Genomic DNA, 23,120 nt, shown 5'->3' on the forward strand with positions numbered 1-23,120 from the left:
CCCCAAACCCCGCGCCTCAAACGCCGGCGAGGCTGAATGGGCCCGGTCCGCCGGCCACGGCGGCCGCCCAGGCCGTCGACGCGGACCCGGCGGTGCCGGGAGCAGCTCAGGTGAGGTCGAACTCCCCGCCCTGCGCGCCCAGCACGAACTTGCGCCACTCGTCGGGCGCGAAGATCAGCGACGGGCTCTCGGGCCGCTCGCTGTTGCGCATCGCGATGAACCCCTCGACGAAGGCGATCTGGACGTCGCCCGCCCCCCGGCTGCTCGACTGCCAGTCGGCCTCACTGAGGTCCAGGTCCGGCTTACCCCAGCCGGTCGGCGGCTGCGAAGTCATGCTCTCGGCCACGTGCGTGCTCCTCCCGGTACGTCGTCCGGGGGCCAGGGTAACCATCGCGGCCCGTGTCGCACAGGCCACGGTGAGTCACCCGAGCCGCGGCGCCTGCCGGGCCCACCCGCCCCGAACCCCCGTCCGGTCAGGACGCCGGCATCCCGGCCCCCACGAGCCACATCGCGAAGAACTGCGCGCCGCCCCCGTACGCGTGCCCGAGCGCCCGCCGTGCTCCCGGAACCTGGTGCTCCCCGGCCCGGCCGCGGACCTGGAGGGCCGCCTCCGCGAACCGGATCATGCCGGAGGCGCCGATCGGGTTGGTGGACAGCACGCCGCCGGAGGGGTTCACGGGCAGGTCCCCGTCGAGTTCGGTGGCGCCGGCCTCGGTGAGCTTCCAGCCTTCGCCCTCCTGCGCGAAGCCGAGGTTCTCCAGCCACATCGGCTCGTACCAGGAGAACGGCACGTACATCTCGACGGCGTCGATCTCCCGGCGCGGGTCGGTGATGCCGGCCTGCCGGTAGACGTCGGCCGCGCAGTCCTTGCCGGCCTGCGGCGAGACGAAGTCCTTGCCGGCGAAGAGCGTCGGCTCGCTGCGCATCGCACCGCCGTGCACCCACGCGGGCGGCCTCGGGGCGCGCGCCGCGCCCGCCCGGTCGGTGAGGACCATCGCGCAGGCCCCGTCGGAGGAGGGGCACGTCTCGGAGTACCGGATCGGGTCCCACAGCATCGGCGAGGCCTGGACCTTCTCCAGGGTGATGCCGTGCTCGTGCAGGTGGGCGTACGGGTTCTTCAGCGCGTTGCGCCGGTCCTTGTACGCGACGAGCGAGCCGACCGTGTCGGGGGCGCCGGTGCGCCGGATGTACGCGCGCACGTGCGGGGCGAAGAACCCGCCCGCCCCCGCCAGCAGGGGCTGCTGGAAGGGGACGGGCAGCGACAGGCCCCACATGGCGTTGGACTCCGACTGCTTCTCGAAGGCCAGCGTCAGCACGGTGCGGTGCACCCGGGCGGCGATCAGGTTGGCGGCGACCAGCGCCGTGGAGCCGCCGACCGAGCCGGCGGTGTGCACGCGCAGCATCGGCTTGCCGGTCGCGCCGAGCGCGTCGGCCAGGTACAGCTCCGGCATCATCACGCCCTCGAAGAAGTCGGGGGCTTTGCCGATGACCACCGCGTCGACGTCGGCCCAGTCCAGCTCGGCGTCGGCGAGGGCGCGGGCGGCCGCCTCACGGACGAGTCCGGCGAGGGAGACGTCGTGGCGGGCGGCGACGTGCTTGGTCTGGCCGATCCCGACGACGGCGACGGGTTCCTTGCCCCTTCGGCTCACGTGCGGTCTCCTTCCAGGACGGCCACCAGGTTCTGCTGCAGGCAGGGGCCGGAGGTGGCGTGGGCGAGGGCCCGGTGGGACTCCCCGCGGTGGATCCGGGCGGCGGCCTCGCCGATCCGGATCAGGCCGGCGGCCATCATCGGGTTGGCGGCCAGGGCCCCGCCCGAGGGGTTGACGGCCACGCCGCCGCCGAGCCGCAGGGCCCTGCGCAGGACGAGCTCCTGGGAGGAGAACGGCGCGTGCAGCTCGGCGGTGTCGACCGGGGCGCCGCCGAAGAGGCCCGCGTGCTCGGCGGCGAGCCGGGTGGAGGGGGAGTCGGTGAGGTCGCGCAGGCCGAGGCCGTGCGGCTCGATCCGGTGGTCGATGCCGGTGATCCAGGCCGGGCGGGCGCACAGCCGCCGGGCGGTGTCGTCCGCGGCGAGGACCACGGCGGCCGCGCCGTCGCCGACGGGCGGGCAGTCGCCGGTGCGCAGCGGCCTCACCTGGTAGTCGCCCTGCGGGACGGCGCCGCGGAGCTGGGCGTGCGGGTTGGCCTCGGCGGCGGCCCGGCTGCGGGCGCCGACGGCGGCGAGGGCGGGTTCGTCGGCCCGGCCCGCGTCGATGAGGGCCTGGGCCTGGAGGGCGGCCAGTGCGACGGAGTCGGGCCACAGCGGCGCCGTGTAGTAGGGGTCGAGCTGCCGGGTCAGCACGTCGCGTACGGAGCCGGGCGAGGACTTGCCGTACGCGTACACGAGCGCGGTGTCGGCCTCGCCTGTCTGGATCTTGACCCAGGCCTCGTAGAGGGCCCAGGCGCCGTCCATCTCGACGTGCGACTCGGAGATCGGCGGCCAGGCGCCCACCCCGTCGAGGGTCATGGTGAAGGAGAAGGGCCGGCCGGCGAGGTAGTCGCTGGAGCCTGAGCAGGTGAAGCCGATCTCGCCGGCCTTCAGCCCGGTGCGGTCCAGCACCTCGTGCAGGACCGGCATCAGCATCTCGACCTCGCTGAGCTCGTCGGTGCGGCGCCGGTGGTCGCTCTGGGCGAAGGCGACGACGGCGACGTCGCGGGCGTACCGGGAGCGCGGTGCGTGCGGGGTCATCAGATGAGCTCCTTGTACGCGTCGTAGTCCGCGTCCGGCTCGCCGGTGGGGCGGTAGTGGTCGGGGTGGCTGCTTCCCTCGGTCCACACCGGTTCGACGCGCAGTCCCATGCGGACCTGGTCGTAGGGGATGCCGGCGATCCGGCCGTGCAGGGCGAGGTCGGCGCCGTCGAGGGCGATGTGGGCGTAGACGTAGGGCACTTCGATGTCCAGGGTCTTCGCCTTGATGTTCACGATGCAGAAGGTGGTGACCGTGCCGGCGGGACCGACCTCCACCCGGTCGGTGGTGGCGACCCCGCAGGTGGGGCAGGCGCCGCGCGGCGGCACGTACACCTTGTGGCAGGAGGGGCAGCGTTCGCCGACGGTGCGGTGTTCGGCGAGGGCGTTGATGTACGCGGTCTGGGCGCGGCCGGGGCTGTAGGTGTAGTCGAGGCGGGCCTCGGCGACGATGCCGGTGACGGGGTCGGCGAACACGCCGTCGTGCGCGGCGGGTTCGGCGCCGTCGGCCGGGGCGTCCTCGCCGTCGTGGGGTTCGAAGCAGGCGATGTCGGTGATCGCACCGGTGCGCTGCCCGGCCCAGCGGATCCGTACGCGCATGCCGGTGCGGACGGCGTCGGGGCCGGGGGCGTCGAGGGCGTGCAGGATCGCGGTGTCGGCGCCGTCGAGGCGTACGAGGACCCAGGCGAAGGGGGTGGCGAGGGGCTGGCGGGGACGCGGCCGGTCGTTCCAGGCCCAGGTGGTCACGGTTCCGGTGGCGGCGACCTCGACGAGGTCGCGGATCTCCGCGGCGGTGACGGGGTCGTACTCGACGGGCGGGACCATCACGCGGCCGTCGGAGGTCCGCACGCCGAGGACCACGCGCTCGCGGAGCCCGGTGAGGAAGGCGCTCTGGACCGGTCCGAGGGACCGGGTGAAGGGGAACTCGACGACGAGGGGCGCGCGCAGCACCTCGGGCGGGGACGCGGCTGCTGTCATGGTCGACTCTCCGATGCTCGGGGCGGGTGGGGGGAGCGTGGCCGGGGCCGGACCCGGGGCCGGACCGGATCGGACCGGGGCAGAGACCGGCCGGGGCGGGAGAGGGGCCGGCCGGGGCGGGAGAGAGGCCGGCCGGGGCGGGCCCTACGGGCGGTCGGCGGCTACTCCCGGCGGTACAGCGCGGGCCGCTTCTCGGCGAAGGCGCGCGCGCCCTCCTTCGCGTCCGCCGTGTCGAAGATCGGCCAGCCCCGGACCAGTTCGGCGGCGAGCCCCTCCCGCTCGGTCATCTCGGCGGTGTCGTAGACGGAGGCCTTGACGGCCTCGACGGCGAGCGGTCCGCAGGCGTTGATCTGCTCGGCGATCTCCAGGGCCTTGGCCAGGGCGGTTCCGGTGGGGACGACGTGGCCGACGAGTCCGATGCGGGCGGCCTCCTCGGCGGAGTACGGCCTGCCGGTCAGCAGCATCTCCAGGGCGTGCGTGCGCGGGATCTGCCGCGGCAGCCGTACCGTCGAGCCGCCGATCGGGAACAGGCCGCGCCGGACCTCGAACAGCCCGAAGGTGGCTCCCTCGCCCGCGACGCGGATGTCGGTGCCCTGGAGGATCTCGGTGCCGCCGGCCACGCAGTACCCCTCGACGGCCGCGATGACGGGCTTGCGCGGGCGGTGGTGGCGGAGCATCGCCTTCCAGTGCAGGTCGGGGTCGGCCTTGAGGCGGTCGCGGTAGGACTCGCCCGCGATGCCCTTGCCGGCCAGGGCCTTGAGGTCCATCCCGGCGCAGAAGTCCCCGCCGGCTCCGGTGAGGACCACCGAGCGGACGGTGTCGTCGGCGTCGGCCTCCATCCAGCCGTCGTACAGGCCCACCAGCAGCGGCAGCGAGAGCGCGTTCTTCGCCTCGGGCCTGTTCATGGTGAGCACCATCGTGGCCCCGTGGCGCTCCGCGGTCAGGTGTTCGGTACCGCCCATTGCCGTCCTCCCGTCTCGAGACCTAGAACAGGTTGCAGGAGGGTGGGGTGCAGTACAAGAGTTTTCTGACACCCAGTCAGATTTGTTCGCGCGGTCCCTTCCCAGTTCGGGTGGGCGGCGCTCTAATGGGCCGCCGGACGGCCCGGCGGGCCGCCCGCCACGGGAGCTTTCGGGGGTGAGGAGGAACGGTGGAGTACAACCTTGCCGACCTGTTCGAGTCGGTCGTGGACGTGGTCCCGGACCGCGAGGCCCTGGTGTACGTGGACCACCCCGGGACCGGCGCCGAACGCCGCCTGACGTACGCGCAGTTGGACGCGGCGGCCAACCGCATCGCCCACCACCTGCTGGGCAGCGGGCTGGAGGCCGGCGAGCACGTGGGCCTGCACCTCTACAACGGGGTCGAGTACCTCCAGACCGTGCTGGCCTGCCTGAAGGCACGGCTGGTCCCGGTGAACGTCAACTACCGGTACGTGCAGGAGGAGCTGGTCTACCTCTACAACGACGCCGACCTGGCCGCCCTGGTCTTCGAGGGCGAGTTCACCGCGCGGGTGGCGGCCGCCCTGCCGCAGACGCCGAAGCTGCGCCACCTCCTGCGGGTGGGGGCGGCTCCGCAGGGCGCGCCGGAGCCGGTGCTCGCGCCCGTCGCGTTCGCGGACGCCGAGGCGGCCGGCTCGCCCGGGCGGGGCTTCGCACCCCGCTCCCCCGACGACCTGTTCATCATCTACACCGGCGGCACGACCGGCATGCCGAAGGGTGTCATGTGGCGGGCCGAGGACCTGTTCTTCGCCGGGCTCTTCGGCGGCGAGCCCTCGGGTGAGCCGGTCAAGCGGCCCGAGGAGCTGGCCGAGCGGGTGGCGGCGCGCGGCGCCGGGCTCACTTTCTTCCCCGCGCCGCCGCTGATGCACGGCACGTCGACGCTGACCTCGTTCATCGCCTTCAACTACGGGCAGCGGGTGGTCATCCACCGCAAGTACGTGCCCGAGGAGGTGCTGCGGACGATCGAGAAGGAGAAGGTGTCGAGCGTGTCCCTGGTGGGCGACGCGATGCTGCGTCCACTGATCGACGCCCTGAAGGGCCCCTTGGCGGGCACGGACCTGTCCTCCCTCTTCAGCGTCTCCTCCTCCGGGGCGATCATGTCGGATTCGGTGAAGGCCGAGTTCCGGCGGCTCGTGCCGAACGTGGTGCTGCTGAACAACTTCGGATCCTCGGAGTCCGGGTCGAACGGGCGGGCCGCCGACGACGCCGGCCCGGAGAAGGGGTTCCGGCTCGTCGTCAACGACCGTACGCAGGTGGTGGACCCGGTCACACACGAACCGGTCCCGGTCGGGGTGCCGGGGCGCCTGGCGCAGCGCGGGCACGTGCCGCTCGGCTACTACAACGACCCGGTGAAGACCGCCGAGACCTTCTTCCGCAAGGGCGGGGAGCGGTGGGTGCTGCTCGGGGACATGGCCACGGTGGACGCCGAGGGCATCGTCACCGTGCTGGGGCGGGGCTCGCAGTGCATCAACACGGGCGGGGAGAAGGTGTACCCGGAGGAGGTCGAGCAGGCGCTGAAGGCCCATCCGGACGTGTACGACGCCCTGGTGGCGGGCGTGCCGGACGCGACGTGGGGCAACCACGTGGCGGCAGTGGTCCAGGTCCGCGCGGGTGCCCCGGAGCCGACGCTGGAGGAGATCCAGACCCACTGCCGCACCCGGCTGGCGGGCTACAAGATCCCGCGCCAACTGGTCATCGCCCCCGCCATCCAACGCTCCCCGAGCGGCAAGGCGGACTACCGCTGGGCCAAGTCGGTAGCCACCGCCGCCGCCCCGTCAACGAACCCGACCGACGACTGAGGCACGGCCAACTCCAGCCCCGCGGCTTTCGAAGCCGCGGTCCGGCACATCCAACCCCGCCGGCGATTGAGGCGCGGGGCCTGGGGCAGCGCCCCAGAAGCCCAGCCGTTTCGACGCGGGCCGTGGGCCAGGCCGCCCCTCACACGATCACTCGTTCGAGTCATTGATTTAGCCGCCCGGCTCCGGCAATCTACCGAATGATCGGTCGGTTGGCGGCGGCAGGGTTCACTCACGGGCGAGGTGGCGGCATGGCGGCGTACGGGGATGTGCTGGACGAGGGCGAGCGCCTGGGCCGGGAGGAGCTGGCCGCGCTCCAGCTGACGCGGCTGCAGGCCACGCTGCACCGGGTCTACGAGCGCGTGCCGTTCTACCGGCAGGCCTTCGACAAGGCGGGGGTGCATCCCGACGACTGCCGCTCCCTCGCCGATCTCGCCCGCTTCCCCTTCACCACCAAGGCCGACCTGCGCGACCAGTACCCCTTCGGGATGTTCGCCGTCCCCCGCCCGGAGGTCCGCCGCATCCACGCCTCCAGCGGCACCACCGGCCGCCCCACCGTGGTGGGCTACACCGACGGGGACTTGGCACTGTGGGCGGACGTGGTCGCGCGGTCGATCCGCGCGGCGGGCGGGCGCCCCGGCCAGATCGTGCACATCGCGTACGGGTACGGCCTGTTCACCGGCGGCCTGGGCGCGCACTACGGCGCGGAGCGCCTCGGCTGTACGGTCGTGCCCGCGTCCGGCGGGATGACCGACCGCCAGGTGCGGCTCATCCAGGACTTCCGCCCCGAGGTCATCATGGTGACCCCCTCGTACATGCTGACCCTGCTGGACGAGATGGAGCGCCAGGGCATCGATCCGCGCGGGACCTCCCTGCGGACGGGGATATTCGGCGCGGAGCCGTGGACCGAGGCGATGCGCCGCGAGATCGAGGACCGCCTCGGCATCGACGCGGTCGACATCTACGGCCTGTCCGAGGTGATGGGGCCGGGCGTGGCGCAGGAGTTCGCCGCGACCAAGGACGGGCTGCACATCTGGGAGGACCACTTCTACCCGGAGGTGGTGGATCCGCTGACCGGTGAGGTGCTGCCGGACGGCGAGCCCGGTGAGCTGGTGTTCACCTCGCTCACGAAGGAGGCGATGCCCATCGTCCGCTACCGCACCCGGGACCTGACCCGCCTGCTGCCCGGTACCGCCCGGCCGGCGTTCCGGCGCATGGAGAAGGTGACCGGCCGCAGCGACGACATGATCATCCTGCGCGGGGTGAACCTGTACCCGACCCAGATCGAGGAGATCCTGCTGCGCACCCCCGGCCTGGCCCCGCACTTCCAGCTGCGCCTGACCCGCGAAGGCCGGCTGGACGCCCTGACCGTCCGGGTGGAGGCCCGGCGCGAGGCGACGGCCGACGAGCGCGACGCGGCGGCCACCGCCGTGATCCGGGCGGTGAAGGAGGGCGTCGGGGTCTCCGTCGCGGTCGAGGTGGTCGCACCGGAGACCCTGGAGCGCTCGGTGGGCAAGATCAAACGCCTGGTCGACCTGCGCGGCGCCCGGTGACGACCCGGCAAGCGCAGTCCCGGTGGACAGGGTGACGTGCACCGCTGAGCCACATTGCCCCCTCTCGCCTCCGGGCGGGAGGGGGCACTTCGCGCGTTTGGGCCCGGTCCGGGCATCGTGTGCGGCATGGCCGACGAGTGGCAGAAGCACAACTGCCTCTCGAGCCCGCCGTGCGATATTGCCGGAAGGGCTCTTGTCCCTCCCGGGTCAGACGACCGCTCCAGTGCGCTGGGCGAAGCGGCGCAGGCCTGGCATCTCGGGGTTCGTTACCAGCAGCTCCGAGGCGACGGCGCGGACCTTCGGCCGGGTGGCCTCCTCCGGCGCGTACGACGCCAGAGCCCGCAGTGCATGGAACGCCTTCAGCGGCTCGTCGAGCCCCTGCCACACGCGGGCGACGTCCATGCACGTACTCGATGCCCGACACAGCCGGCGCCCCGGCGCCGGAGACGTTCACCCTGCACGTGTACGACGGCGGCCAGCACCTGAGGCATCCGCGGATTCCCAGCCTTGCCCCGCCGCGCCCCTGAAGACCTGGGACCATCACCCAATGGCCAAGCACCGCCGCCCCGGAGCGCCCAACCAGCCGTCCCGCGCCGCCCCCCGCCTCGACCCCACCGACCCGCTACACGCCTACGACAAGCGCCGCCGCGCGCCCATGGATCTCGAGAGACGCCACCGACCGGTTCACGGCGGTGGCAGCCACCTGCGACCGGATGAGCCGCGTGTACTGGAGGAGTGGAACGGCTTCGCCTACGTCGTGGTCGGTACCGCCCCCGATCTCACAGCGGCGAAGGCGTGGGCCACCGGCTGACCGCGGCCACCTCGCCCCGGCCGGCCATGTACCCCGCCGGAGGAGGGCCGTCGCACACGGCGCGGCGGCCCTCCCGACTGCCTGGCGGCCCTGCGCCCGTAGCAGGGCTGATGCACCGAGCCCCGGCCGGATCCCTCCCTGCCGGGGCCAACGCATACTTCGGCGCCGGCGACCGGGCTTCACCGCCTTCGGGCCTCTGCAGACAGCACGGTCGCGGCCCTTCCGCGGCTCCGCTGCCGGCCCGCGCGGCCGCCCGCCGACAGGTAGGTAGTTGCCAGGTCGGCCCGGCCGGCATGCCTCTGCGGGGAGAGGCGCGCCGACCAGCGGACCTCATCCTTATGGTGGAACGTCCCCCTGGCGCCGACACGGACGGACTCCCGTTACACGGGGACACCGCTTACTGGTCTGCCATGCTCACCGGCCTGTCGTTCGCGGCACTCCCCCTGCTGCTTACCCATGTGATGTTCCCAACTCGTCCAAGGTCGGGCTGCCCATCTGGAAGGACCACTTCTATCCGGAGGTGGTGGATCCGCTGATGGGTGAGGTACTGCCGGACGGCGAGCCCGGCGAGCTGGTGACGACCCGGCAGACGCGGACACGCGGACACGCGGACGGGCAGGCGAAACCACCCGTTCGGGCTGATTTCGGCACGGCTTCCGAGACCCGGCGGGTCCGTACGGGTAGTCCATGAGGCGTGACCTCGAAGCTCCGACAGCTCCACGACCGGCTCCTGGCCTCTCCGGCCGGACTCGCCTGGAACCGGGGACGCGAGATGGAGCTGATGCACCGGGCCATGGGCTTCGCCGCGCTCGGCTTCCTGACCCTGGTACCGCTGCTGGTCGTGGTGGCGGCGGCCGCGCCGGGCAGCGGCTCGGGCTTCGGCCGGTGGCTGGGGCAGGCCCTCGGGGTCTCGGCCTCCTCACGGGCCCGCGTCGAGATGCTGTTCGGGGCGGCCGACCTGGCGCTGGAGCGGACCACCGCCTTCGGCCTCGCGGCTCTGGCCGTCTTCGGCCTGACCTTCGGCGGGGCCGTGCAGACCGGGTACGAGAAGGTCTGGGACCTGCCCACCGCCCGCTGGCACACCATGTGGCGGCACGTCGTCTGGCTCGCCCTGCTCGTGTGCTACCTCGCCCTGCTGGTCGGGATCCGCGCCCCTTCCCACGACGTGATCGGCGCGGTCCTGGGCACCACCGGGGACGTCGTCGGCACCTGCGTGTTCTTCTGGGGCTCCCAGCGCCTGCTGCTGGGCGGTCGGGTCCGCTGGCGGGCCCTGCTGCCCGGCGCGGTGGCCACCAGCCTGGGCCTGCTCGGCCTGCGGGTCTTCTCGCAGCTGGTGTTCTCCCCGCTGATCGCCTCCAACGCCGTCACGTACGGCCCCTTCGGCACCCTGCTCGTCGTCCAGTCCTGGCTGGTCGGCGTCGGCTTCGTCGTCTACGGCGGCGCGCTCGTCGGCCGTCTGGTCCACGAGCACCTGACGGCGCGCCGCCTGCGCCACTCCGATCTCCTCGAGGGCTGACGGCCCGGCCGTCCCCCGTGTCCGGCGGCGTCAGCCGTTCGCCCGGCCGAAGCGGTCGCGGAGCTCCCGCTTGAGGATCTTGCCGCTGGCGTTGCGCGGCAGGGCCTCCACGAACAGCACCCGCTTCGGCGCCTTGAAGTGGGCCAGCCTCTCGCGCGCGTACGCCAGGAGCTCGGCCTCCCCCACCTCCCCGCGCGGCACCACCACGGCGGTCACGGCCTCGATCCAGCGCGCGTCGGGCAGCCCCACCACCGCCGCCTCCGCCACCCCCGGATGGGTGTACAGCACGTCCTCGACCTGCCGGGAGGCGACCAGCACCCCGCCCGAGTTGATGACGTCCTTCACCCGGTCCACGACCGTGAAGTACCCCTGCGCATCGCGGACCGCGAGGTCCCCCGAGCGGAACCAGCCGTCCCGGAAGGCCTTGCGCGTCGCCTCCGGGTCGTTCCAGTACCCCAGGCACAGCTGCGGCGAGCGGTACACCACCTCGCCCGCCGTCCCGTCGGGCACGTCCGCACCCTCCTCGTCGACGACCCGCGCCTCCACGTGCCGTACGGGCCGCCCGCACGACTCCATCCGCCCCTTGTGCTCCGCCGGCCCCAGCACGGTGGCCAGCGGCCCGATCTCCGACTGGCCGAAGCAGTTGTAGAACCCCAGCCCGGGCAGCCGCTCCTGCAGCCGCTGCAGGACCGGCACCGGCATGACGGAGGCCCCGTAGTACGCCTTGCGCAGCGAGCCCAGGTCGCGCCGCCCGAAGTCCGGGTGGTTGGCGAACGCGATCCACACCGTGGGCGGGGCGAAGAAGCTGTCGGCCCGCCCCGCCTCGACCAGCGCGAAGAGCTCCTCGGCGACCGGCGCGTCCAGGATCGTGTTCTGCGCGCCCACCGCCAGGTAGGGCAGCAGGAACACGTGCATCTGCGCCGAGTGGTACAGCGGCAGCGAGTGCACCGGGAGGTCCCCCTCGGCCAGGTCCAGCGCCTCGATCGCGCTCTCGTACTCGTGGACCAGCGCCGTGTGCGTCATCATCGCGCCCTTGGGGAGGGCGGTGGTGCCGGAGGTGTACAGCAGCTGCACCACGGCCCCCGGGTCGGCATCGGCGGGGCCCGGCTCGAAGGGCCGCGGTGCGGCCAGCTCGGCGAGGAAGGAGCCGGGCGCGTCGCGCAGCGGCCGGACGGGGTATCCGGCGGGGATCCGACCGGTCAGGTCCGGGTCGGCGAGCACCAGCGCGCCCGCGCAGTCGTCGAGGATGTACGCGAGGTCCTCACCGGTGAGGTTCTGGTTGACCGGAACGTGCGTGAGGCCGGCCCGCGCGCAGGCCAGGAAGGCGATCAGATAGGCGTCGGAGTTGTGGGCGAACGCCGCGACACGGTCGCCGGCGGCCAGCCCGTACCGCTCCCGCAGGACGGCTGCCCCGGTGGAGACCGCCGCGTCGAGGGCGCCGTAGGTCCAGGTCCGGTCGCGGTACCGGACGGCCGGCCGGTCCGGATGGCGCAGGGCGCTGTCGCGCACCAGACCGTCGACCGTGTTCCGCCGCACTGCCGTACGCCCTTCAGTCATGCCGCGATCCTCGCCTCCCCGCCGATGGGGGTCAACATCACCGCCACTCGTCCCGCCCTCACCCCGCGCGTCAAGCGCCACGAATCCCCCCGAACTTCTCCGACGCTCCTCCCAACCCCACCGACCCTTCTCCCAGCCCCGCCGACGCTTCTCCCAGCCCCGCCGGCGCTTGAGGCGAACAGGGACCAGGGCGGAGCCCCGACCCACCCAGCCCCGCCGGCGTTTGAGGCGAACGGGGTCCGGGGCGGAGCTCCGGGAAACGGTGAAAGGGCGGGGCGGGGATCAGCCCCGCAGGGCAGGGCGCCGGGCGGCGCGACCCGCCCCCGGGCAGCGGGGCCGGTCGGCTCAAGGGCTCACCGCGAGCAAGAGGTACGCCGCCAGCACCACCAGGTGCACGCCCCCCTGGAGCAGGGTGGCCCGGCCCGGCACGATGGTGAGGGCGCCGACCACGACCGTCAGGGCGAGCAGCACCATGTGGACCGGGCCGAGCCCGAGCAGCAGCGGGCCCGAGAGCCACACGGAGGCGAGCGCGATGGCAGGGATGGTCAGGCCGATGCTCGCGATGGCGGATCCGTAGGCCAGGTTGAGGCTGGTCTGCACCCGGTTGCGGCGGGCGGCGCGGACGGCGGCGAGCGTCTCGGGCAGCAGCACGAGCAGCGCGATGATGACGCCGACGACGGCCTGCGGCAGGCCGGCCTTCGCCACGCCCGACTCGATGGTGGGCGAGACGGACTTGGCGTCGCCGACGACGGCGACGAGCGCGACGAGCAGCAGGCCGAGGCTGATCAGGGCGGCCCGGGCGGTGGGCGGGGCCGCGTGCTCCCCGTCGCCGGAGGCGTCGTCGGCGGCACCGCCCGGTACGGTGGCCACGGGGAGGAAATAATCCCGGTGGCGGACCGTCTGGACGGCGACGAACAGCCCGTACAGGGCGAGGGAGGCGACGGCGGCGAAGGCCAGCTGGTCCGCGGAGAATTCGGGGCCGGGTTTGCTGGTGGTGAAGGTCGGCAGGACCAGGCTGAGCGTGGCCAGGGTCGCCACCGTGGCGAGCGCGGCACCGGACCCCTCGGCGTTGAAGACGGCGACCCGGTTGCGCAGGGCGCCCACCAGCAGGGACAGCCCGACGATGCCGTTGCAGGTGATCATGACGGCGGCGAACACGGTGTCCCGGGCGAGGGAGGCGGTCTTGTCGCCGCCGTCGGCCATCAGGGTGACGATGAGGGCCACTTCGATGACGGTGACGGCGACGGCGAGGACGAGGGAGCCGAACGGCTCACCCACCCGGAGGGCGACGACCTCCGCGTGGTGGACGGCCGCCAGCACCGCGCCCGCCAGGCATAGGGCGACGACGGCCACCGCGAACCCCGGCAGGTCCCGCCCCCAGCTGAACACGAGTGCGAGCAGCGAGACGAGCGGGACCACGACGGTCCAGTCGGTGAAGGGGAACCTGCGGGATGCCGTACTCATGCCCCCAACCTGCCATGAACGGGATGGTCGGGGCGAACGGGACGAAAGGCGCGTCGGCCGCAGGCCCCGCCACGGAGCGGAGCCTGCGGCCGGTGGTGAACCTTGCGCCGGCTACCAGAAGATGACGACGTACCCGTTGCCACCGGGCTGTCCGGGGTCGCCGGGCTGGCCGGTCGGGACGCCGGCGGCGCCGCCCGCTCCGCCGTTGCCGCCCGCGCTGGCGCCGTTCGGCAGGCCGACGATGCCGTCGACCGCAGCACCGCCAGTGATGCCGTTCCCGGGCTCTCCGGTGCGGGTCACCCCGCCGGTGCGGCAGGTGCCGGTGCCGCCGGCACCGGGGTCGCCGTCGTCGCCCGTGGCGGTGGCGGTGCCGCCCTGGCCGCCGCCACCGCCCGTGCCGCCGGTCGCCGTGACGACGACATCGCCCTGGGGCGAGGCCAGGGTGGTCGCCGTACCCGTACCGCCCGCCCCGCCGTTGCCACCCGGGCCATTGGTGCCGCCCGGGCCGCCCGGGCCGCCGGTGCCGGCGTCTCCGAGGACCACCGCGTAGGTCTTCGACGGCTTCACCGGGACGGTGCACCAGGCGAAGCCACCGCTCCCGCCACCGCCGCCGTTGCCGCCGGCGCCGCCGGCCTCCTCGATGCCACCGTTGCCGCCGCCACCGCCGCCACCGCCGCCGCCGGCGCCCCAGGCCTGGACGAACACCGAGGTGACGCCGGGCGGCGGCACGAAGGTCCCGTCATTGGTGAACTCCTGCACGCCGTGCGGCGTGGCCTTCGTCGTGGTCGGCTTCGGCTTGGGCTTCGCCTGGTCGTCGCCCTCGTAGCGGCCGTCGTCGCGGCTCTCGTCGGAGCGGGGCTCATCGGAGGAGGGCGCGTCGTGGCGCGCGCCCTCGTTGTCCGGCGGGGGCTCCATCAGGTTGACGCCGGTGCGCATCGCGCGGTTGCCCTGGTCGCCGTCGGCCTGGGCCACCGGGGACATGACGAGCAGCTGGCCGGCGACGGCCGCCGCGGTCAGGGCCGCGACGCCGAAGGCGCGGCGCCGGGTGCGGCGGGTGGTGGTACTCGCGTTCATGACTTCCTAACCTCCTCCGGCCGTGCCGGGCCGGAGGAGTGCGGTGAGGTGGGGGGAATCGGACCGCGTCGGTCCGTCGTCCATCTCACCGATGCGCAGGTGCGCCCCGGCCCAGGCGCGGCCGGGGGTTAGCCCGGCCGGCCCGCAAGGTTGCGCCGGCCAGCGTACGGCCGTGGGGCCGGACGGCGCGGCGCCTGCCGCGTACGGTCACACCGCCCGGTCGCGGCCCTCCCAGTACGGGTCGCGCAGCCGCCGCTTGTACAGCTTGCCGTTGGGGTCGCGGGGCATGGCCGCGATGAAGTCGACCGTCCTGGGCCGCTTGTAGCCGGCCAGCCGGCGCTCGCAGTGGGCCAGGATCTCGGCGGCCAGCGCTTCCCCCGGCCCGTAACCGTCGGCCGGCTCGACGACCGCCTTGACCTCCTCGCCCCAATCGGGGTGCGGGATGCCGAAGACGGCGGCGTCGGCGACCGCCGGGTGCGTCAGCAGCGCGGACTCGATCTCGGCGGGGTAGATGTTCACGCCGCCCGAGATGATCATGTCGATCTTGCGGTCGCGGAGGAAGAGGTAGCCGTCCGCGTCGAGCAGTCCGAGGTCGCCGACGGTGAAGAAGTCTCCGATGCGGTTCTTGCGCGTCTTGCCCTCGTCCTTGTGGTAGCTGAAGCCGCCGGTGTTCATCTTCATGTAAACGGTGCCGAGTTGCCCCGGGGGCAGCCGGTTGCCGTCGTCGTCGAAGACGGCCAGTTCGCTGATCGGCCAGGCCTTGCCGACCGTTCCCGGTTTCTTCAGCCACTCCTCGGCGGTGGCGAACGCGCCGCCGCCCTCGCTGGCCGCGTAGTACTCCTCCACGCAGTGGCCCCACCACTCGATCATGGCCCGCTTGACGTGGTCCGGGCAGGGCGCGGCCCCGTGGACGGCATGGCGCAGGGAGCTGACGTCGTACGCCGACTTCACCTCCTGCGGGAGGGCCAGCAGGCGGTGGAACTGGGTGGGGACCATGTGGGTGTGCGTGCAGCGGCGGGTGTCGATCAGGCGGAGCATCTCCTCGGGCGTCCACTTGTCCATCAGCACCAGCGGGTGGCCGATGTGCAGGGAGGCTCCGGCGAACTGCAGGACGGCCGTGTGGTAGAGCGGCGAGCAGACCAGGTGGACGTTGCCGTCGAAGGGGCGGATGCCGAAGATGCCGAGGAAGCCGCCGAGGTAGGTCTCCTCGGGGAGCTTGCCGGGCAGGGGGCGGCGGATGCCGCGCGGGCGGCCGGTGGTGCCGGAGGTGTAGTTCATGACCCAGCCGAGGGTGCGGCCCTCGGGGGGCGTGGCGGGCCGGCCGTCGAGGAGCTCGGCGTACGGGCGGAAGCCGGGGACGGCTCCGACGGCGTAGCGGTGGCTCGCGGGCAGGCCCGACTCGTCGGCCGCGGCGGTGGCGGCGTCGGCGAAGCGCTCGTGGGCGATGAGGACCTTGGCGCCGGAGTCGGAGACGATCCAGGCGATCTCGGGGCCGACGAGGTGGTGGTTGACCGGGACGAGGTAGAAGCCGGCCTGGGAGGCGGCGAGGTAGGCGGTGAGGAACTCGACGCCGTTGGGGAGGACGACGGCGAAGACGTCGCCGCGCTCGAGGCCCGCGGCGCGCAGGCCGTGGACCAGGCGGTTGGCGTCGGCGTGCAGCCGGCCGGCGGTCCACTCCTCCCCCTGCGGGGTGACGAGGACGGTGCGCTCGGGGTCGGCGGCGGCCTGGGCCCAGAAGCCGTTCGGGAGCCGGGCCGCGGCGGTGGCGGTGTCGGCGGCGCTCTGGGTGGAGCTGTTGCCGGAGCTGTCGGTGGCGCTGTCGGTGTCGGTCATGCGGCTCACGCCTCTCACGCTCGGCCGGCGATACGGGTGATGCGGTCGACGGCCCGTTCGAAGCCGCGGGTGAGGTCGTCGAAGACGGCCTGGACGCTGCGTTCGGTGGTCATGCGGCCGACGATCTGGCCGACGGGGGTGCCGAGCAGCGGCTGGACCTCGTACTTCTGGATCCGAGAGACGGCCTCGGCGACCAGCAGGCCCTGCAGCGGCATGGGCAGCGCGCCGGGGCCGGCCGGGTCGTCCCAGGCGTCGGTCCAGGCGGTGCGCAGCTGGCGGGCGGGCTTGCCGGTGAGGGCGCGCGAGCGGACGGTGTCGCCGGACCCTGCGGCCAGGAGCTTCTCGGTGAGGGCGCGGGAGTGCAGGTCGGCCTCGGTGGTGGTCAGCCAGAGGGAGCCGAGCCAGACGCCCTGCGCGCCGAGGGCCAGGCCGGCGGCGATCTGCTCGCCGCTGCCGATGCCGCCGGCGGCGAGGACGGGCAGCGGGGCGACGGCGTCGACGATCTCGGGGACGAGGACCATGGTGGCGATCTCGCCGGTGTGGCCGCCGGCCTCGTAGCCCTGGGCCACGACGATGTCGATGCCGGCCTCGGCGTGGCGGCGGGCGTGCTTGGCGCTGCCGGCGAGGGCGGCGACGAGGACGCCGTGGTCGTGGGCGCGGGCGATGACGTCGGCGGGCGGGGAACCGAGGGCGTTGGCGAGGAGTTTGACGGGGTAGTCGAAGGCGACGTCGAGCTGGCTGCGGGCCACCTGCTCCATCCAGCCGGTGATCCGCCAGCCGGAGGCCTCGCCCTCGGGGAGGTGGGGCACGTGGTGCTTGGCGAGGGTGTCGCGGACGAAGTCGCGGTGCCCTGCCGGGATCATCGCCTCGATGTCGGCTTCGCCGATGCCGTCGACGGCCTTCTTGGCGGGCATGACGACGTCGAGGCCGTAGGGCTTGCCGTCGGTGTGCGCCTGCATCCAGTCGAGGTCGCGGCGCAGGTCGTCGGGGGCGGTGTAGCGGACGGCGCCGAGCACGCCGAATCCGCCGGCCCGGGTGATGGCCGCGGCGACGGCCGGGAACGGGGTGAAGCCGAAGATGGCGTGCTCGACTCCCAGTCTGTTGCTCAGCTCCGTCTGCATGGGCGGCAGCATGCCGCAGGGTGGCGGCCGAGGGAAGGGGTTTTCTGATGCAGCGTCAGATTCTTTCCGGCTCGGTCGGTGCGGGCCCGGGGACTTGTGCGGGCAGATACTTCGAGAGGCCGCTCGGGCAGACAGGAGGCCGCAATGGACCATGACGCGGGGGACCCCGACACGTCCCGTGCCCACACGCCGCCGCACTCCCGGCCCCCCGCGCCTGAGGGAGCCGGGGGCGCGCCGGACGGGGCCGGGACCGCGCCGGAGTGGGCTGGGGGCGCGCCGGAGGAGGCTGCGTCCGCGCCGGAAGGGGCCGGGACCGCGCCGGACGGGGCCGGTACCGCGCCGGACGGGGCCGGTCCCGTGCCGGAGGAGGCTGTGTCCGCGCCGGCCGGCGAAGAATCGGTTTCCCTTGGCAGCACCGGCATCAGCCGGCGGCGGCTCGGGGGGCGGCTTCTGGCACTCGGCGGGGTGCTGCTGCTGCACGGCGCGCTGACCGGGGCCGCGGGGGCCGCGGGAAACCCTTCCGAGCGGCGCGCCCTTCAGGGGCTGCGGCTGCGCTACGGCTCCGCGCGCCAGGCCGGGCTGCTGGAACGGCAGCTGGAGCAGGTGGTCGAGGAGGCCCGCCGCTTCCTCGCCCCCTCCCCGCTGCACCCGTACTACGCCGGGGCCGTGGTCCTCGCCGGCCGCGGCCGCACCGTCGCCCTGCACCGGGCGATGGGTGATGCGGTCCGGTACGCGGACTACGACGGCCGGACCGACCTGGCCCGCGAGTTCCCGGCTCCGGAGCGCATCGCCATGGCCGAGGACACCGTCTTCGACCTGGCGTCGCTGACGAAGCTGTTCACCTCGCTGCTCGCCGTGCAGCTGATGGAGCGCGGGCAGCTGGAGCTGGAGGCCCGGGTCGACCGGTACCTGCCCGAGTTCACGGGCGGCGGCAAGGAGCTGGTCACCGTACGGCAGCTGCTCACGCACACCTCGGGCCTGCGCTCCTGGGCGCCGTTCTACCGGGAGCCCACCCGTGCGGGACAGTTGAGGCTGCTGTGGTCCGTGGTCCCACAGGAGCCGCCCGGGACGGTATACCGCTACTCGGACCTGAATCTGATCACGCTGCAGCTGCTCCTGGAACGGATCACCGGTCACCCTTTGGATGTCCTGCTCCAGGACGAGATCACTGCTCCGCTCGGGATGCACCGCACGCGCTACAACCCACCGCTCTCCTGGCGCCGGGTCACCGCCGCCACCGAGGTGCAGCGCCCCCCGTGGTCCGGCCTGGACCGCGGCCTGGTCTGGGGCGAGGTCCACGACGAGAACGCGTACGCCCTCGGCGGCGTCGCCGGCCACGCCGGTGTCTTCGGCACCGCGTGGGACCTGGCCGTCCTCGCCCGCACCCTCCTCGACGGCGGTGTCTACGCCGGCAAGCGCATCCTGAGCCCCGCCTCGGTCGAGCTGCTCTTCACCGACTTCAACACCGCCTTCCCCGGCGACGACCACGGCCTCGGCTTCGAGCTCTACCAGCACTGGTACATGGGCGCCATGGCCACCCCGCACTCCGCCGGCCACACCGGGTTCACCGGCACCTCGCTCGTCCTGGACCCCTCCACCGACTCCTTCCTGATCCTCCTGGGCAACTCCGTGCACCCGGTCCGCACCTGGCGGGCCGGCAGTGCCCCGCGGGTCGCGGTCGGCAACCGCTTCGCCCGTGCCGTCCCCGTCCGCACCCGGCACGGCGGCGCCGCCTGGTTCTCCGGCATGGACACCGGCAGCTCCGGCACCCTGACCCTGCCGCCCCTCACCCCGGCCACGTCCGCCGCCCGGCTGCGGTGCGCGGTGTGGTGGGACACGGTGCCAGGCGAGGGCGCCTTCCACGTGGAGGCCTCGGCCGACGGGGCCGCCTGGGAGCCGCTGCCCTTCAGCACGGTCCGCACCACGGGCGGCTCCCCCGAACAGTGGCCCGAGGGCGCGGCCGGCGGCTGGTCGGGCCGCATCTGGCACCGCCTCGAAGCCTCCCTCACGGGCTGGTCGGGCCGCCGGGTGCACCTCCGGTTCCGCCACACGGCCACCGGCCGCTACGTCGGCCGCGGCGTCTACGTGGACGTCATCCGCGTCGCAGAACCGGGCCGCCTCCTCTTCTCGGAAGACCGCCCCGCCGACGCAGCCGCCCTCAGGCCCACCGGCTGGACCCGCTCATGCGACTAGCTGTTGCCGGCCATGAGGTCGGTGCTGTTCGCCGGTGTTGACCTTCGAGTTGGTTGAAGCTCGATGATGACGCGGTGCCAAATGATGAGCTGATGCCGATCGGGGCCTTCGCCCGACGCAGTGGTCTGACCTCCAGCGCGTTGCGGTTCTATGCCGACTCCGGTCTGCTGCCCCCTGCCGAAGTCGACCCGGTCTCGGGCTACCGCTACTACAGCACCGCCCAGCTGGCCCGGGGGACCACGTTGCGTCAGCTCCGCGAGCTCGCCATGCCGCTGGCCGCTGTCGAGGCCGTGCTTGGTTCCGGGGCCGACGAGGCTTCCCGGCTACTCGATGAGCATGTCGCGAAGGTCATCGGGGAGGCAGCGGCCGTGCAGCAGAAGGCTGCTGTCATCAAGTCTGCGCTCGGCAACGCGCAATGTCTTCCGATCACGGCGGTGAAGGGGCCCGTGCTGGCGGCCGCGGTCGAGCAGGTCCTGACCGCGACCGCACACGAGCGCGGGATGTCGGCACTCGCCGGTCTGCGCATCGAGGCGAGCCATGAGGCAGTCACCCTGACCGCGACGGACCGATACCGACTCTCCACCAGAACGCTGGCGCCGGCTGAAGCGCCGAGGCAGACGTGGGCCGGCACGGTGAACGGCGGCGAGCTGCGAGCTGCGGTCGCCGAGATCCGCCGCAGTCCGCTGGTGCGACTGGAAGCCGTCTCGAACGGGATCTGGTTCCGCGTGGCCGACCGGAAGGATCCATACTGCCGATTGCTGCCCGAGGAGTTCCCCGACTACCGGCTGATGCTCGCCTCACTGGGCGAAGTCACCTCTCGTGCGACCGTCTCGAAGGACCTGCTCCTGCGAGCCCTGGAAGAACAACCCGGCGGGCGCGTCGCACTGCATGTCGCCGACCACGCAGTGAACGTCGCGTCAGCGGACGTCGCACACCCCGGCATCCCCCTTCCGGCCACCGCGACGGGCCGGCCCCTGCAGATCTGGTTCGAGCTGACCACGCTCTATCCCGCCGTGAGCACCGCGATCGGCCCCGACGTACTGCTCGACCTACGGGGCCACGACCAGCCCGTCACGATCCGCTCCGCCGACCGCGGCGATCTCACCACCCTGGCCATGCCCATCAAGTCCGACCGTTCCGCCTGAGAAAGACGACGAGGAACACTCCATGACCACCGCACCCGCCATCCCCGACCCGACCATGGAGGCAATAGGCCACGCCGTCGCCGAGGGGCGAGCCGGTGGCACCGCTTCCGCCCGCCGGAAACTACTGGGCCTGTGGTCCACGATCGGCGTCACCGGTGACCCCCTGCACCGCTGCTCCCTCGCCCACTACCTGGCAGACCTCTACGACGATCCTGCCCAGGCCCTTGCCTGGGACATCCGGGCCCTGGACGCTGCCGATGCCGTGACCGAGCAGCGCGTCCAGGAGCACCACGCCGGCCTCCACATCGCCGGCTTCTACCCCTCCCTCCACCTCAACCTCGCCGACAACTACCGTCGGCTCGGCTCCTTCGAAGCTGCCACCGAGCACATCGAGTCGGCCACATCGCACGCTCCCGGCCTTCCACGGAATCCCTACGGTGACCTTCTTCGCGGCGCCATCCAAGAGGTCGCCGAGGCCATCGTCAGGCGGGACCGGTCACGGCGAGCCTCCGCGCCTGGTTCCGCCGCGTGACGCACAGGAACGCACCGGGCGTGTGCATCGAAGTCCGTTCATCACCCTGCGGGGTCACGTCCTGCTGGAGTCCGGCAGGGCTTCGGACGCCATCGGCTGGGACGAGCAGGAACCACTCGCCTCGTCCGTCCGTCATCCCCACGGGGACCGCGACAGGCTCGGGGCCCCTTTCGCTCTTCACCACCGAGGTCCGAGGAGATCCATGGTCGACACCGTCAACTCACTGGCCACCCGTGTTCACGAACTGCTGGTGGGGATCATGACCAATGCGGCCGCCGGGGTGATGCCGGGGCGCGACGCCGCCGCGGGCTTCCAGGACGTCGTCGCGCGCGCCACGGTGCTCGGCCCCGACGGCACGTGGCTGGTCGCCGCGGGCCATGCGAGCCTCGCCGGCCTGGCCATCGCACACGGGCAGGCGGACCAGGTCGTCTTCCACCTCGACGCCGCGGTCGCGGCCGGCTTCAACGACTGCGTGGCGCTCCACGGCCCCCCCATACGCCCGCTGCACGCCGATCCCCGCTTCCGGGCCCTGTACCAGCGGATGCGCATCACCGCGGCCGACCTCGACGAGTTCCTCTGGCTGCACCGGGAAATGCAGATCATGGCGCAGGATGCCCAGACGGCGGCCGTCGACAACATCGGCCGCCTCGACACCGGGGTGTCGCTGCTCCCGCAGGCCCCCATGCCGACCCGCGAACCGAACACCCCCGGCGTCCTGATCACCCGCATCGATCTCGCGGCGAGCCAGACCGCACTCCAACAGACCGCCCTGAAAGCGGAATTCCAGCGCAGCTCCGGCAACACCAGCCTCAGCCTCATCGACGACTCATGGGACTACGTGCGTGCCAGAAGCGACGCCTGGCATGCCGACGAGCTGGATTCCCGGCGCCTTCGGGCCGCCGAGGCCCGGGCCTTCGTCGAACGCCCCGGCGCCGACACCACGCTCGTCCCCTGCCCGCCGCTGGGCTCGATCCCGTACCCGGGCTGAGGAGGGCCGTGCCGGCGGAGGTCCGGTGCGGCTCCTTCCGGTCCGGGTGGTCCGTCGTACCCCCCGGTCCGGTGGCCAAAGGGTGAGACGTACTGTCGGAAGCCCCCTGATCTCGACGGACGGCCTGCAACTGTGACCACACCGATCAGCGCCGACCCGGTCGGCGGCACCTGCCCGAGCCGTCTCATATCCCCGCGCGGAGTGCTCGATCTGCGCGGATCCGCCGGTCGGGACGTGCGGCTCTCGTACCCGTTCGACGCTGCCGTCGTGGTCTCGGGGCTTCCCGGAAGCGGGAAGAGCACGCTGCTGCGCGCATGGTCCGGGTCCGCCTCCGTGGTCGATCCCCGGATCACCCGTACGTCGTTCGAGGCGAGGATGCCGGCATGGGTTCCCTATGCCCTCTACCGGCCGTGGGCGCGGCTGAGGCACATGTACGGGCTGCGGGCCGAGCTGCGCCGTGGTGGTCCGCTGCTGATCCACGACTGCGGAAGCAGGAGCTGGATGCGCCGGTGGCTCGCCCGTACCGCTCGCGGGGCCGGCCGCCCCTTGCACATGGTGGTCCTGGACGTCGGTCCTCAGGAGGCCCTGTCGGGGCAGCGTGCCCGTCGGCGGCTGGCGTCGCGCCGGGTGTTCGCCCTTCACCAGCGGGGGCTGGCGAGGTTCCTGCGGCAGGTCGACCGCGGTGGTCCGGCCGGCGTTCCCGGGATCAGCTCGGTGGTGGTGTTCGATCGGGGGCAGCGGGATCGCATCACGGAGGTGAGGTTCGGGCCCTCTCCCACCTGAGCGGAGTCGTGCGGGGCTCCACGCCTGCGGGACCGGGACGGGTGTGCTGGGGCCCGG

20 protein-coding genes are annotated in these 23,120 nt (G+C 73.0%); 9 read left to right on the plus strand and 11 right to left on the minus strand.

Annotated elements, in window-relative coordinates:
* Positions 1-106 precede the first annotated feature (106 nt).
* From ABZ924_RS14170 to ABZ924_RS14190, 5 genes are all read right to left on the minus strand, one after another.
* Entirely contained in the window at positions 107-346 is a 240-nt protein-coding gene (locus tag ABZ924_RS14170; protein ID WP_361908093.1) for a DUF397 domain-containing protein, read from the minus strand.
* A gap of 127 nt (positions 347-473) precedes the next feature.
* Positions 474-1,649, minus strand: a complete 1,176-nt coding sequence (locus ABZ924_RS14175; RefSeq protein ID WP_361908096.1) for a thiolase domain-containing protein — start codon at positions 1,647-1,649, stop codon at positions 474-476.
* Positions 1,646-2,725 carry a thiolase domain-containing protein gene (locus ABZ924_RS14180; protein WP_361908099.1) on the minus strand — a complete coding sequence of 360 codons (1,080 nt, stop codon included), beginning with the start codon at positions 2,723-2,725 and terminating at the stop codon, positions 1,646-1,648. The genes ABZ924_RS14175 and ABZ924_RS14180 overlap by 4 nt, the downstream gene beginning before the upstream one ends.
* Positions 2,725-3,699, minus strand: a complete 975-nt coding sequence (locus ABZ924_RS14185) for an OB-fold domain-containing protein (protein WP_361908102.1) — start codon at positions 3,697-3,699, stop codon at positions 2,725-2,727. The genes ABZ924_RS14180 and ABZ924_RS14185 overlap by 1 nt, the downstream gene beginning before the upstream one ends.
* 161 nt (positions 3,700-3,860) lie before the next feature.
* A complete protein-coding gene (locus ABZ924_RS14190; protein WP_361908105.1) occupies positions 3,861-4,661 on the minus strand; it encodes a crotonase/enoyl-CoA hydratase family protein in 801 nt (266 codons plus the stop codon).
* 188 nt (positions 4,662-4,849) lie between these two features.
* On the opposite strand from ABZ924_RS14190, the gene ABZ924_RS14195 reads away from it, so the two are divergent.
* Positions 4,850-6,496, plus strand: coding sequence for an acyl-CoA synthetase (locus ABZ924_RS14195; RefSeq protein ID WP_361908108.1), 1,647 nt, complete (start codon positions 4,850-4,852; stop codon positions 6,494-6,496).
* Between the two features lie 248 nt (positions 6,497-6,744).
* Complete coding sequence (paaK, locus tag ABZ924_RS14200; protein ID WP_361908111.1) at positions 6,745-8,046, plus strand: phenylacetate--CoA ligase PaaK; 1,302 nt, start codon at positions 6,745-6,747, stop codon at positions 8,044-8,046.
* Positions 8,047-8,253: 207 nt separating this feature from the next.
* On the opposite strand, the gene ABZ924_RS14205 is transcribed toward paaK, so the two are convergent.
* Entirely contained in the window at positions 8,254-8,448 is a 195-nt protein-coding gene (locus tag ABZ924_RS14205; RefSeq protein WP_361908114.1) for a hypothetical protein, read from the minus strand.
* Positions 8,449-8,593: 145 nt separating this feature from the next.
* On the opposite strand from ABZ924_RS14205, the gene ABZ924_RS14210 reads away from it, so the two are divergent.
* Positions 8,594-8,857, plus strand: coding sequence for a DUF6087 family protein (locus tag ABZ924_RS14210; RefSeq protein WP_361908117.1), 264 nt, complete (start codon positions 8,594-8,596; stop codon positions 8,855-8,857).
* A 694-nt stretch (positions 8,858-9,551) separates the two neighbouring features.
* Positions 9,552-10,373, plus strand: a complete 822-nt coding sequence (locus tag ABZ924_RS14215; protein WP_361908120.1) for a YhjD/YihY/BrkB family envelope integrity protein — start codon at positions 9,552-9,554, stop codon at positions 10,371-10,373.
* Between the two features lie 30 nt (positions 10,374-10,403).
* Here the strand turns inward: ABZ924_RS14215 and ABZ924_RS14220 are convergent, their stop codons facing one another.
* The 5 genes from ABZ924_RS14220 to ABZ924_RS14240 all read right to left on the minus strand — a co-directional run bounded on the left by ABZ924_RS14220 (position 10,404) and on the right by ABZ924_RS14240 (position 17,422).
* Positions 10,404-11,930, minus strand: coding sequence for a fatty acyl-CoA synthetase (locus ABZ924_RS14220; protein ID WP_361908123.1), 1,527 nt, complete (start codon positions 11,928-11,930; stop codon positions 10,404-10,406).
* Positions 11,931-12,275: 345 nt separating this feature from the next.
* Positions 12,276-13,394: an ionic transporter y4hA gene (locus ABZ924_RS14225; RefSeq protein WP_361908126.1), complete on the minus strand. Its 1,119-nt coding sequence runs from the start codon at positions 13,392-13,394 to the stop codon at positions 12,276-12,278.
* 111 nt (positions 13,395-13,505) lie between these two features.
* Positions 13,506-14,468 carry a hypothetical protein gene (locus ABZ924_RS14230; protein ID WP_361908129.1) on the minus strand — a complete coding sequence of 321 codons (963 nt, stop codon included), beginning with the start codon at positions 14,466-14,468 and terminating at the stop codon, positions 13,506-13,508.
* Positions 14,469-14,675: 207 nt separating this feature from the next.
* On the minus strand, positions 14,676-16,301 hold the full coding sequence (locus ABZ924_RS14235; RefSeq protein ID WP_361908132.1) for an acyl-CoA synthetase: 1,626 nt from the start codon (positions 16,299-16,301) through the stop codon (positions 14,676-14,678).
* A gap of 14 nt (positions 16,302-16,315) precedes the next feature.
* Entirely contained in the window at positions 16,316-17,422 is a 1,107-nt protein-coding gene (locus ABZ924_RS14240) for a nitronate monooxygenase family protein (protein WP_361908134.1), read from the minus strand.
* Between the two features lie 372 nt (positions 17,423-17,794).
* Between ABZ924_RS14240 and ABZ924_RS14245 the strand changes: the two genes are divergently transcribed.
* The 5 genes from ABZ924_RS14245 to ABZ924_RS14265 all read left to right on the plus strand — a co-directional run bounded on the left by ABZ924_RS14245 (position 17,795) and on the right by ABZ924_RS14265 (position 23,063).
* Positions 17,795-19,615, plus strand: coding sequence for a serine hydrolase (locus ABZ924_RS14245; protein ID WP_361908137.1), 1,821 nt, complete (start codon positions 17,795-17,797; stop codon positions 19,613-19,615).
* Positions 19,616-19,689: 74 nt separating this feature from the next.
* The gene (locus tag ABZ924_RS14250; protein WP_361908336.1) at positions 19,690-20,760 is read left to right on the plus strand and encodes a MerR family transcriptional regulator; all 1,071 of its coding nucleotides are present in this window, start codon (positions 19,690-19,692) and stop codon (positions 20,758-20,760) included.
* A 22-nt stretch (positions 20,761-20,782) separates the two neighbouring features.
* Entirely contained in the window at positions 20,783-21,292 is a 510-nt protein-coding gene (locus ABZ924_RS14255) for a hypothetical protein (RefSeq protein ID WP_361908140.1), read from the plus strand.
* A 202-nt stretch (positions 21,293-21,494) separates the two neighbouring features.
* The gene (locus tag ABZ924_RS14260) at positions 21,495-22,280 is read left to right on the plus strand and encodes a hypothetical protein (RefSeq protein WP_361908143.1); all 786 of its coding nucleotides are present in this window, start codon (positions 21,495-21,497) and stop codon (positions 22,278-22,280) included.
* 132 nt (positions 22,281-22,412) lie between these two features.
* Positions 22,413-23,063 (plus strand): AAA family ATPase, encoded by a 651-nt coding sequence (locus tag ABZ924_RS14265; protein WP_361908146.1) that lies wholly within the window; start codon positions 22,413-22,415, stop codon positions 23,061-23,063.
* The last annotated feature ends 57 nt before the right edge of the window (positions 23,064-23,120 follow it).

Source organism: Streptomyces sp. NPDC046876 (assembly GCF_040645035.1).
Taxonomy (GTDB): Bacteria; Actinomycetota; Actinomycetes; order Streptomycetales; family Streptomycetaceae; genus Streptomyces.

Excerpts from the sequence above, each read along its gene's own strand:
- ABZ924_RS14225 (WP_361908126.1), bottom strand. The coding sequence starts at position 13,394 with ATGAGTACGGCATCCCGCAGGTTCCCCTTCACCGACTGGACCGTCGTG.
- ABZ924_RS14190 (WP_361908105.1), bottom strand. The coding sequence starts at position 4,661 with ATGGGCGGTACCGAACACCTGACCGCGGAGCGCCACGGGGCCACGATG.
- ABZ924_RS14230 (WP_361908129.1), bottom strand. The coding sequence starts at position 14,468 with ATGAACGCGAGTACCACCACCCGCCGCACCCGGCGCCGCGCCTTCGGC.
- paaK (WP_361908111.1), top strand. The coding sequence starts at position 6,745 with ATGGCGGCGTACGGGGATGTGCTGGACGAGGGCGAGCGCCTGGGCCGG.
- ABZ924_RS14210 (WP_361908117.1), top strand. The coding sequence starts at position 8,594 with ATGGCCAAGCACCGCCGCCCCGGAGCGCCCAACCAGCCGTCCCGCGCC.
- ABZ924_RS14180 (WP_361908099.1), bottom strand. The coding sequence starts at position 2,725 with ATGACCCCGCACGCACCGCGCTCCCGGTACGCCCGCGACGTCGCCGTC.
- ABZ924_RS14255 (WP_361908140.1), top strand. The coding sequence starts at position 20,783 with ATGACCACCGCACCCGCCATCCCCGACCCGACCATGGAGGCAATAGGC.
- ABZ924_RS14240 (WP_361908134.1), bottom strand. The coding sequence starts at position 17,422 with ATGCAGACGGAGCTGAGCAACAGACTGGGAGTCGAGCACGCCATCTTC.
- ABZ924_RS14235 (WP_361908132.1), bottom strand. The coding sequence starts at position 16,301 with ATGACCGACACCGACAGCGCCACCGACAGCTCCGGCAACAGCTCCACC.
- ABZ924_RS14185 (WP_361908102.1), bottom strand. The coding sequence starts at position 3,699 with ATGACAGCAGCCGCGTCCCCGCCCGAGGTGCTGCGCGCGCCCCTCGTC.
- ABZ924_RS14260 (WP_361908143.1), top strand. The coding sequence starts at position 21,495 with ATGGTCGACACCGTCAACTCACTGGCCACCCGTGTTCACGAACTGCTG.
- ABZ924_RS14205 (WP_361908114.1), bottom strand. The coding sequence starts at position 8,448 with ATGGACGTCGCCCGCGTGTGGCAGGGGCTCGACGAGCCGCTGAAGGCG.
- ABZ924_RS14220 (WP_361908123.1), bottom strand. The coding sequence starts at position 11,930 with ATGACTGAAGGGCGTACGGCAGTGCGGCGGAACACGGTCGACGGTCTG.